Source organism: Bradyrhizobium sp. MI1.10 (assembly GCF_055811035.1).
In genome coordinates, this window is the sequence record NZ_JBVVPN010000094.1 from 1 (window position 1) to 10854 (window position 10854).

The 10854-nt window shown below is 59.9% G+C and carries 9 protein-coding genes and 1 pseudogene; all 10 read right to left on the reverse strand.

The features are described 5' to 3' along the window. On the reverse strand, positions 1-171 hold a 171-nt coding region (locus tag AC0L3K_RS39615), incomplete at its 3' end, for an ATP-binding cassette domain-containing protein (RefSeq protein WP_473368103.1). Positions 172-483: 312 nt separating this feature from the next. After that, positions 484-1863: an MmgE/PrpD family protein gene (locus AC0L3K_RS39620; protein ID WP_473368095.1), complete on the reverse strand. Its 1380-nt coding sequence runs from the start codon at positions 1861-1863 to the stop codon at positions 484-486. Positions 1864-1886: 23 nt separating this feature from the next. After that, a pseudogene (locus AC0L3K_RS39625) lies at positions 1887-3040 on the reverse strand (CaiB/BaiF CoA transferase family protein). 18 nt (positions 3041-3058) lie between these two features. Next, complete coding sequence (locus tag AC0L3K_RS39630; protein WP_473368096.1) at positions 3059-3928, reverse strand: HTD2 family dehydratase; 870 nt, start codon at positions 3926-3928, stop codon at positions 3059-3061. Positions 3929-4038: 110 nt separating this feature from the next. Then, positions 4039-4737 (reverse strand): alpha/beta fold hydrolase, encoded by a 699-nt coding sequence (locus AC0L3K_RS39635; RefSeq protein WP_473368097.1) that lies wholly within the window; start codon positions 4735-4737, stop codon positions 4039-4041. A 109-nt stretch (positions 4738-4846) separates the two neighbouring features. Continuing rightward, positions 4847-6055: an FAD-dependent oxidoreductase gene (locus tag AC0L3K_RS39640; protein ID WP_473368098.1), complete on the reverse strand. Its 1209-nt coding sequence runs from the start codon at positions 6053-6055 to the stop codon at positions 4847-4849. A 78-nt stretch (positions 6056-6133) separates the two neighbouring features. Beyond that, positions 6134-6913, reverse strand: a complete 780-nt coding sequence (locus tag AC0L3K_RS39645; RefSeq protein ID WP_473368099.1) for an SDR family NAD(P)-dependent oxidoreductase — start codon at positions 6911-6913, stop codon at positions 6134-6136. Positions 6914-7019: 106 nt separating this feature from the next. Continuing rightward, complete coding sequence (locus AC0L3K_RS39650; RefSeq protein ID WP_473368100.1) at positions 7020-8234, reverse strand: NAD(P)/FAD-dependent oxidoreductase; 1215 nt, start codon at positions 8232-8234, stop codon at positions 7020-7022. 5 nt (positions 8235-8239) lie between these two features. After that, complete coding sequence (locus tag AC0L3K_RS39655; RefSeq protein WP_473368101.1) at positions 8240-9598, reverse strand: cytochrome P450; 1359 nt, start codon at positions 9596-9598, stop codon at positions 8240-8242. 219 nt (positions 9599-9817) lie between these two features. After that, positions 9818-10696, reverse strand: a complete 879-nt coding sequence (locus AC0L3K_RS39660; RefSeq protein ID WP_473368102.1) for an aspartate/glutamate racemase family protein — start codon at positions 10694-10696, stop codon at positions 9818-9820. Between the last annotated feature and the right edge of the window lie 158 nt (positions 10697-10854).

Below are 10854 nucleotides of genomic sequence, written 5' to 3' on the forward strand. Positions count from 1 at the left end.
GCAGTTGAAGAGCGTGGTCTTGCCGGCGCCGTTAGGGCCGATCAAGCCGAGGATCTGGCCCTTGTGCATGTCAAAGGTCACGCCGTTGAGCGCGACGATGCCGCCGAACACGACGCTGACGTCGCGAACCGCGAGCAAGGGCGATCGATCGACCGAATTCAACGGCGTCATGATGGAATCGCCGAGGCACGATTGCCTTCATGTGGACAATCACCCGGCAACCGCGGACAGAGCGCAGTCTTTCGGTTACGCAACATTCTCCGCTCCCCCTTCGCAATCATCTCGCTTCATCCGAGATTCGAGATCGATTCCGCGGGCACCGGGAATGCATGATCCTAGAAGCTTCCGGGCGGCAGCCTCGTAATTGCAATAGGCGTGGAAGACCGTCGCAGATTCCCTGCCGCCGATCGCAAGGGCCTGTGCCGCGATAAAGCAAGCTTCGACGCTCGCGAGAACGCGGCACGCCGCGGCAAACCTGGAAGTTCACCCCATTACCTTCAGTGCGTTGAGCAGGGTGGTGACGTTCGAGGTTTGGTCTAGCCCCTCCACTGCTAAGATGAGCGCGTCGGCTAGGGCCGGGTCGATCAGGGCATGTGTCTTCGCAACCACCTCGGCGTGGGTCATCGGCTGCACGGCCGAGCCCTTGGCAAGCGTAGGGTTCCCGGCGGATACGGCGATCATCGTGCCGTCGGTGAGTTCGATGTGCAGTCGAGGGCCATCTTCCAAGCCGATCGACGTATCCATGGTAAAGGTGATCCGGTCGAACACACTGCGCACCTCGGGCTCGTTGAGCCGCGGCGGCTCAAACTGGCCGAGGCCGGCCTCACCGGCGACCAGCGTCACACTCACCGCATACGGTAAGTTGAACTGCGCATCGAAGACCGTCTCGATTGGATAGACATTGACCATATCGTAGGCGGTCTGCCCGGCGCTGATGTCGACGCGCTTTACTTTGTCTGCCCGTAGGCCGTGGCTGCTCATCAGCCCGAGCACCGTGTCGATCGTAGAGTGACTGCCGCGGCAACAGGCGTAGGGCTTGAGATACGATGAAGCGACGTTAAGGTTGACGCCGAGACTATCGAGCGCCTTCTCCCGACATCCCACGCCACCGTTGTACGTGCTGAACAGCCCTCCGAACTTGGACTCGAAGATCCGATGCGGACCGGTAACCCCACCTTGGGCAAGCAGGGCCGCATTCACGCCGGTCTCGCACGCCTTCCCTGGGTGAAGGCGCTTGGTCATCGCGCCGTCGTCGATGAATGCCCATACGCCTCCAGTAAAGGAGCCCGCGATACCTAGCGCATTTGCAAACTGCTCGGCGTCCAGCCCAAGCACCTTGGCTGCAGCTGCCGCAGCGCCGAGGCTTCCCATCGTGCCCGATGAGTGCCAGCCCCGACCAGTGTGTGCCGCGAAGCCGCCAACAGCGAGCAATGAGCGATAGCCGATGTCGTATCCGGCAATGGTCGCGAGCAGGAAATCCCGCCCTGAGGCGCCCGCGGACTCGGCAACTGCTAAAGCAGCAGGAATGACCGTCGACCCGGCGTGCCCTGCCCCGCCACCATCGTCAAAGTCACGGGCATGCGCCGATGTGCCATTCGCGAGTGCGGCCTGGGAAAGCGGCAGTCGATCCAGGGTGCCCCACACGCTGGCGCCGGTCCGGCGCCCATTCGCCGTGGTGAGTACGCGTATAACGGCGGCGGCTTCCGACGTACGCGCGCCCGCAAGGGCAACGGAGAGAGTATCAAGGACGTGATCCTTGATCCCCACAATGTCCGCTTCGGGGATGTCAGCCCAAGTTAACCCCGACCACAGCGCCGCGAAGCGCTCGGTCAAAGTGCCATTACGGTCGGTATCAAATGCCATAGCTATCTCTGCAGGTACGAGCGTTAGGTGAGTTTTGAGCCAGCAGCGAGTTCGTGAAGGATTGCATCAGTATGCTCACCCAAACGCGGAATCGGACCCATTCGAGCCTCCCAGCGATTGCTGCGCCCGGGCGGAAGGAGGGCGAGAATCTCCCCGACCGGGCTGCCGACGAAGCGCCAGCGGTCGCGGGCTCGCAACTGAGGGTGCTGCCACAGCCCCGCAATATCATTGACTGACGCATTCGCGATGCCCGCTTTGTCGAGGCGCTCGAGCACCTCGGTCCGGTTTAGAGATTTAAACTTGTCCAAGATGATGGCGTCCAGAGCTTGCCGGTTAGCATTGCGTCGCGCATTGCTGTCAAAGCGCTCGTCCTGAGCCAGCTTCTCATCGTCGAGAATATGCGCGCAGAAAGCGTTCCGTCCCGCTCGTTCTGCAAACCAAGCATTACCGTGCCATCGCCCCCAGTGGCGAATGGACCGTAGGGGTAGATGCTCGCGTGCGAGGCGCCTGCACGTAAGGGCGGCGATGCGCCATCGAAAGCGTAATACAGCGGATATCCCATCCACTCGGTCAGCGCCTCTAACATGGACAGGTCGATGTGCGCCCCTTCACCGGTTTTATGACGCAACAGTAGGGCAGATAAAATGTTGCTGTAGGCGTACATGCCGGCGGCGATGTCAGCAATCGAGTTGCCGGCCTTGCTGGGCGTGTCGGGCGTGCCGGTAATGGAGAGAAAGCCAGCCTCGCTTTGGATCAACAGATCGTAGGCTTTCTTGTCGCGGTAGGGGCCGTCGTCGCCGTAGCCCGAAATGTCGCACACGATGAGCCGGGGATGCGCGACACGCAGCGAGGCGTAATCCAGCCCCAAGCGCGCCGTGGCGCCGGGCGCCAGATTCTGCACCAGTACGTCCGCCTGGCCCACCAGGGCCTTCAAGGCGGACCGCCCGTCCGGGTCCTTGATATCAAGGACCAGACTTTCCTTGCTGCGGTTCGTCCAGACAAAGTGCGACGCCTCGCCACGAACCCTATCATCGTAAGCGCGGGCAAAATCGCCCGTCCCTGGCCGTTCGACCTTGATGACGCGCGCTCCCATGTCCGCGAGCTGGCGCGTGCAGAAAGGCGCGGCAATGGCGTGCTCGAGCGATACGACGGTGACGTCTTGTAGCGGCAACGACATCAAGGGAAACTCCGGCTTCTAGTTCAGGGTTGCAGCTGCCCGCATGATTAACAATCCTTCATGATCAGCCGCCCATAGGCTGACTGAATGCCCGTCTGCGGACGGCGCGCCATTTAAGCTGAAGGATTTGCCATCGAACGTGGGACGAACGGCTCTGAACTGGAAGCTGGCGATTTCCCGCGCAGGCGCCTGCCGTCCCACCAGATCGATTAGAAGCGTGGCAATGAGCGGTCCGTGAACCACCAAGCCAGGATACCCCTCGACTTTGGTCACGTACTCGCGGTCATAGTGGATGCGATGTCCGTTGAAGGTCAGGGCTGAATACCGGAACAGAAGAACGTCGTCCGGCTCGACATTGCGCTGCCATGGGGCACCAATCTGTGCTGGCGTTAGAGCGGGCTCCACGTCGCCAGAGCGCTTCGCTTCACGATAAACAATGTCATGAAACTCGGTGAGCGCTGGTCCACCGTGATCAGCGCGAAAGATCTCATGGCGCACCTTCACGAACACCAATCGACCGGTGCGCCCCTCCTTGATCGCAACATCGTCTATTATCGATACCCGTTTGACTGAATCACCAACTCTCAGAGGCGAATGGAATTCAAACTGACTACCCGCCCACATCCGCCGCGGCAGCGGTACCGGCGGCAAGAAGCCGCCTCGGCGAGCATGGCCGTCCTGCCCTAATTCGCTCTGCCGATGGGCGGGCAGAAAATATAACCAATGCCACAGCGGTTGAAGCGGCATGCCAGCAGAAGCATCTATCTCCGGGAGATCCAATGTAGCGTTGAGCGCCCGGACCGGCGCACGCGTGATCTCATCGTTTAAAGTCTCACTCTGGCCGATCCATTGGCGCAGATGCGAGAGATCAGCAATCGTGTCGCTCATTTCTAAATGTGCCTCCTGAAGAGGTCCCGGGGATGTCGTCCCAGGGCACGCCCTTCGATGTCGCGCACCATCAAGGCCGGTGCACTCGATTGGGGTCGGCTGCAGAATGCTCACGCCCCACCTTCAACTCGCCGCGACAGCCAGTCGCGCAAGCTTGCCGACACCATGTCCGGCACTTCGATCGTCGAAAGGTGTCCGCAAGGGAAGATCTCAAGTTCTGCCCCCGGTACTAATCGCACGATTTCGTTAGCTAGGCTGGGTGGTGAAATGCGGTCTTCGTCACCCGCTATCACAAGCGTCGGCAAGGCGATCCCCCGCAACTCACTCCGTCGATCGAGGCGATCGAGCACAGCCCGTTGCAGTCGCAAATACCCGCCTACGCCAACCTGACGAGCCATTACAGCGGCGAGGGTCCCGACCTCCGCCTTACCCCCAGCGACAGTCCCGGCGAGCTGGTCGGCGACTGTGTCAAACAGACCCCGCTTGGCATCATCAATAAGAGCATTTGAGCGTTGCACCTGGAGCGGAGACGCTCGTCTCGCATTCGTATTCAGAAGAGCGACCCCCGCCAATCGCGCGTCCCTGCGAAGCGCCACCTCCAGCGCCACGTACCCACCCATCGAAATGCCGGCAATCACAAAGCTTGCGGGAGCATCCGCCAGAATCTCGTCAGCAAACTCGGCTATCGACTCGCCGCTGCAGCGCGCAATGGTTGGCTCGACAATGTCAGACACCTGATCGATGACGGGCTGCCACAGGCGTCCGTCGGACGCCATTCCCGGCACGAAGATCACGCGATGCTTGCTCAAGAGGCTCTCCATTTCGTATCGCTTTGGACCTCCGCAGCGCATCGTGAATGGACGTGCGCGCTGCGAGGGTGACCCACTTTGATCTACGAGCAATATTCGAATAGGCTTGCTACACAGACTTGGCGGATTGGGCCGGAGGCTCCGAACTCATCCGGGATGTCAGCATCAAACGTTCGACAAGCGTGGCTTTATCGTCGGCAAGTCTTCGGATCTTCGCCATGTCGGCGGCACGTTGCACCGGATCGCTGGTATCGAAGATTATTCGCTTGGTCTCCGATGCAGCGGGTGAGACGACGTCCAGAAACACACGCCGACGTTCTTCCGCATACCTGTCGAGCACTTCGTCTCCCGCACTGCCTTGGACTACCGCGGAAAGGGCTTTATATAGGACGTAGACATCGAATAGCCCGCCAACGAGGCCGTAACCACCACTGGGGTTCGTGGCATGGGCAGCATCACCCGCGAGCAGCACGCGTCCGACGCGAAACATCGTAGCCGCGCGTTGGTGCATCCGATAGGGTGAATAGGCGTCGAGATTATAATCCTTCGCTGTCGGCACGATCACCTCCAAGAACTTCCTAAGGCGCTCCGGTACATCCTCTTCCGGCAGGTTCAAATCCTCGCTGTAGGTGCATCGCCAAAGGTCGTTCTGGTCCAGCTTTACGATAATAGCTCCATACGTCGCATCGATCAGGAACGTCGTGCGAGCGAAGCCGTACTTGGCGAAATCGAGACGAAGATTTGCAGCGACAAAGCGCTTGGGCCATGTGATACCCTCGAACTCCAGGCCCAATGCGCTTCGAACTGCGCTGCCGGCACCATCGGCTCCGACGAGCCACCCGCTGCGATACCTCACCTCTCCATCTGGCCCAACGGCGTCCACCGAGACGCCCTCGGCATCCTGCTCGATATCGGTGACATTGACACCCCAGTGAACATTAACGTTTGGATAAGCGGCGAGCTTTCGCAGCGCGATCTCCGCAAGACGGTGCTGACCAAGGTGAAGGTTATAAGGAAACTTCGTCAGCCCCTCCAATACGTTCAAGCTGAAATCAATTCGTTCGCCGGTCGCAAACTCGATGTAGCTGTAGTCTTGCTTCGAGAAGCCGATCTGGAGGGCCTCATCCAGAAGGCCCAGCTCCGACAAGCCTTCTAGGCACGACCAATGGTACGTTATTGCGCGCGGCGATGCGACGATGCCGTTCGCCCGCTCCAACACGTTGACAGAGATTCCGGATTTCGCCAATCCAAGAGCAGCGATCAGCCCGACGGGGCCAGCGCCGACGATTGTGACGGCCTTCGCTGAGGTCATGATCATCCTTCCCTCTTTATATCTGTTATGAGCACGTCCCCCGCCGCAGCGGACTGTCTAAACACGCTGTTGACTTTGCTCCGACTACGATCTGAAGACGGTGGCAGACGCTCCACCATCGACGGCAAGGACCTGCCCAGTGATGAAGCTCGCCTCGTCGCTGGCAAGAAAGAGACACGCCGCAGCAACCTCATCGGCCCGACCGGGACGCCCTAACGGAGTCGAATGCACGGAGAATTTCCTGAACGCGGCGTTGTCGCGTAGTCGCGCTTGCGTCCGTGGTGTTTCGATGATGCCTGGCGCGACGGCGTTAACCCGGACAGCGAAAGAGGCACAATCGTTGGCCATCTGCCGAGTCAGGCCGATCATTCCTGCCTTCGTAGCCGCATAGGAGGCATTGTTGGGAAATCCGAGAATGCCCTGGACCGAAGAAATGTTGATAATCGATCCACCGGAGTTGTGCGAACGGCATAGCTGCAAGAACGGCCGGGAGACACGGAGCACGCTCTTGAGATTCACGTTGACGATTCGGTCGAATTCCTCATCCGTGGTGTCGTAAGCGGCAGTCGATCCGGCAATCCCGACGTTGTTCACCAACACGTTTGGACAGTCCGAGATGCCGACCGCCGCCGCAAGTATGGCTTCTCCCGAAGCCGCTCGACTAACGTCAGTGACGAGGGCAATGGCGCGAGTGCCGGCCGCCCGGCAAAGATCCACAGTTTCATCGAGCCCCTCCGACAGGCCCGCCGCGACTACGGACGCCCCCTCCTCCGCAAATCGAATGGCCGTCGCGCGACCGATCCCCGAACCTGCACCGGTCACGATGGCCGTCTTATTGGAAAGCCTGCCTGTCATCTTCATCATCACCCAGATTCTGCAAGACGTGTACGGATTAGAGCCACGTCCATTTCGCCACTAACGCCAATGATGCGCGTACACGAGGCCCGTTGCGCGACCTCGCTTTGGTGACTCATGGCCAGTTCTCTCGGTCGATCAGCGATCTTACCGCTTGCCAAGTCAGTTCATTCTTCAGCATTGTTCGGATCTTCACAAAATCCGCACGACGCTCGAACGCCAACACCCCGGAGACAATATCGCCCCGCCTGTAGACAAAGAGGGAGCCGCTCGAGTTCCGGCTCTCGATAATCGCTTCATCGCCCGCGCGATGGCCGGCAAACTGGATGCGCACGCCATGCTGGTCGGACCAAAAGTATGGGACGTTGGCACAGACCTCTAGCGGCACTCCGAGAATGTCATTTGCCGCGTTGATGCCGGCGACGCGCCCCTGCTCTGCTGCATTGGTCCAATGTTCAACCCTCATATCTATGTCCCAGCGCTGGTTGGGCCACCGAACCACATCACCGGCCGCGAACACATGATCGGCCGCTCGCAGTGCACCGTCACAGCGAATGCCGTTCTCCACGCGCAAGCCGGATTGCCGCAACCACTCGGTCGAAGGCCGCACGCCCACTCCGACGACGATCACGTCGGCAGGCACTCTCGACCCGTTACCAAGCTCCAGTACACGGCCATCGCCCTGTTTGACTACGTCGACGATCTGCTCACCGAATTTCAGAACTATGCCGGCGCCTCGGTGAAGCGCTACGTAGTCCCTGAACGCTGGCTCGCCGAACTTGCCCAGGGGCTTGCGTGCGAGATCAATCAGCGCGACCCGCCGTCCTTCCTTTGATAGCATGGAGGCCAGTTCACCGCCGATGAAGCCCGCTCCTACGATTGCGACAGACTTCAAGGGATTGGCGAGTGCCCGACGAAGCGAAACCGCATCGTCGTAACTCCTGAGTGAAAAGATATCGGGTAGCCCGGACAATACAGGCGGTATGATCGCCTCGCAGCCCGTGGCGATCACGAGGGACCGATATTGCAGTGCCCCGGAGGAATGGACTATCTTCCTGGCATCGACATCCAGCTCTTCGGCTTTGGTACCGAGCAAGAAGTTGACGCCAAGGCTCCTTAGCTCGTTCACGGCCGGATAGATCAGTGCATCGAGCGACATCTGCTTTGTCAAGCTGATCTTCGATAGTGGAGGACGCTCATATGGGGGATACGTCTCGTCGCTGATCATCGCGATGGTGAGGCCGGGAGCATGCCGGGCGACCGTCTGCGCCGCACGTAGGCCAGCGATTGACCCACCAACAATCGCGACGTCGCAATAGGGTTGCGGCATCGTATTCACTGCCGCAGATCGACTGTGAATGACTTGACAAGCCACCGGCCGCCGACCTGGGCGACTTCCGTCTCCTCATCGACAACGACCGAGTTCGGGTAGTACCTAACGAGATAACGAACGACTTCCTCCATCTCTACGCGAGCGAGGCTTTGGCCAAGGCATCCGTGCGCACCCGTACTGAACGTGAGCGGCTGATTTTTCTCCCTTTGCAGATCAAATTCGCCGGGTCGTTCGAAACGCTCCGCATCACGGTTTGCCGACCAGATGGCGACGTGAACGTCGGCGCCCTGAGGAATGACGACACCGTCCAGATCGACGCTTTCCGTAGCGACCTTGCTTACCATGCCAGGTCTCGGAAAGAGTCTCGTGGCTTCGACGACGGCCGCGGGGATTAGCGATTCATCGTCTTTGATCTTGGACCAGACGTCACCATTGCGCAGGAGGGTCCATATGGTGAGGCCAATCTGATGCGAGGTGTTCACCGAACTGGCCTCGAGCATGGCTGCCGCGTCGTTCAAAAGCTCTTCCGGCGAAAGCTTGCCCGCATCCTGCTCCTTGATAAGAAAGGACAGCATATCGCTACCGAGGCCATCCGCTTTCTTGCGGGCAACGAGGTTCCGCAAGTACTCGAACAGCTCGTCGTACGCTTTCAAGATCACGGGGGCCAAGCTTGTGTCTCGGCTGAGGAGCGACAACGTGCGCGCGGAAAGGCTTGCAACCTTCGGAGCGTCGGTCGCAGGCGCGCCAGCCAAATAACAGTAGATGCGGGCTGGAATCGGGTCGGCGACGGCAGTATGGAATGATACCTGCCCGCTCATGTCCTGCATGATCTCGCCCAGTATATCCCTGAGAACGCCCCTAATCTCCTCCACGGTATTCGGCCCCATGAATCGGGCTAAGGGTGTTCTCAACCGCATGTGTTGCAGTCCTTCCGCCATAAGGATGCTCCGAGCACGGAATTCATGCACGGGGCCGGCCGTGATGCCGAACTTCTCCATGAGACCGAGGGCCGCATTTTTGAACCGCGAGTCGCGAAGCACACGCGTCGCCAATGCGTAACTGAGCACGACATACCCCGCCGAGCCGAAGGCCAGCGGTTTGCCATCGAGCGCCCCCCCCAGGTGCCGCTGAGGCTCTGACGAGAACGGCTCCATGACCGGTAGCGCCTGCGACGCCCGCGAGATCGCTCCCATTGGACAGCACAGGATCGCCTCCTCCACCTCGTCCTCGCGGTTTTCGTCGACCTCGTTCTTAAGCAGCTTCAATGCACCGTCTGCTCCGATCTCGAAGACATCCGGCATTAGCGCCGCGCACGATCCATTGGCGTCGCATCGGTCCAAATTCACCTTGATCCTGATCATAGCGGCAGAACTCCCAAAGCAAGCGAAAGAGGCTCTCGGCGAATCTGACCTGCGACGCCTCGGCGTGTACCTGCGATAGCCCCACAAACGACGGTAGCGGTGTAAGCCGCGGTCTCTTCGTTCCTGCCCGAGCCGATGAAGGAAGCGATGAGACCCGAACAAATACGCTCGAGCGGCCGGGAATGAGTCCGCATTGCAAGCATTTCTTGTTTTGTGAGATTAGGTCTCGTCATGGTGTTTCCTCGGCATCCGTGGTGAAGCTCCTAACTGACGTTCCGCTGTTCCTTGAATGGACGGCAACGCTTCATCGCGCCTTCCGAGCGGTGTCGAGGCGGAGCTTGAGATCGGCCGGGGCCTCGGATACCCCCATCGTCGACCGGTGCGCAGCATGGACCGCTGATAAGCTCGTACGAGCATCTCCGTGTAGGTCAGCGTAAGAGCGGTCCCATCCATCACTGCAACACCATCCAACTCCCGGATGTTCAGGTGCGCGACAAATTCGTTCAACACGCCCTCGCCCGGAATGACGACATCCGCACCAGCGTCAATAGCTTTGCGAGCGGCCACCTCGAAGGCGGCTCTAAGTCCCTCTGGCTTTTCAAAGGCGCGCTGCAGATCGAATTCGTCATAGGCCGGAGCAAGACTGACGATATCTACGACACGCGCATTCAACCCGTGACTGTCCACGCTTTCCGCCAACATCCGCGCACCAGCTGGAGAGATCGTCACAATGCCGATCAACGGAGCAACCGAACAGCCCGCAAAGAGACAACTTTCCATCATCGATGTGACCGGAACATCGAGAGCCGCTCGGGCTTCGCGAAGCGCGGGCTCAGCAAACGACGCGATCATAACGGCGTCGAATCGCTCAAGTTCGGCGCGTTTGAACTGCGCAAGCACGACATTCCCAAGGCGGCTTCGCTCGCGCGGAGATTCAAGGACCCGTGCAGGTGAGGAGGATCCGTAGGTCCCGATGGGGATTCCATGGAGGACCACCTCGACGCCCGGTCCCGCGAGGGCTGCGAAGCGGCGTCTTAGCGAATCCGCGTAGTGAGGAAGTGCATCGAGTTCTGTGACCGATTGGTGCCAAATGCGCATCTTGCCGCTCGCTTTACGCCCACTCGCCGCCGTCGACCGCGCACTCCGGCGGAACACTCTCGCGTCGGTTATGCGACATCAACAGAGCTGGTCCCGGTTGTCTGAACAGAATCTCCGCGTCGATAAGTGGAGCCTCTGCCGGGGTTAGGCCGCCATGC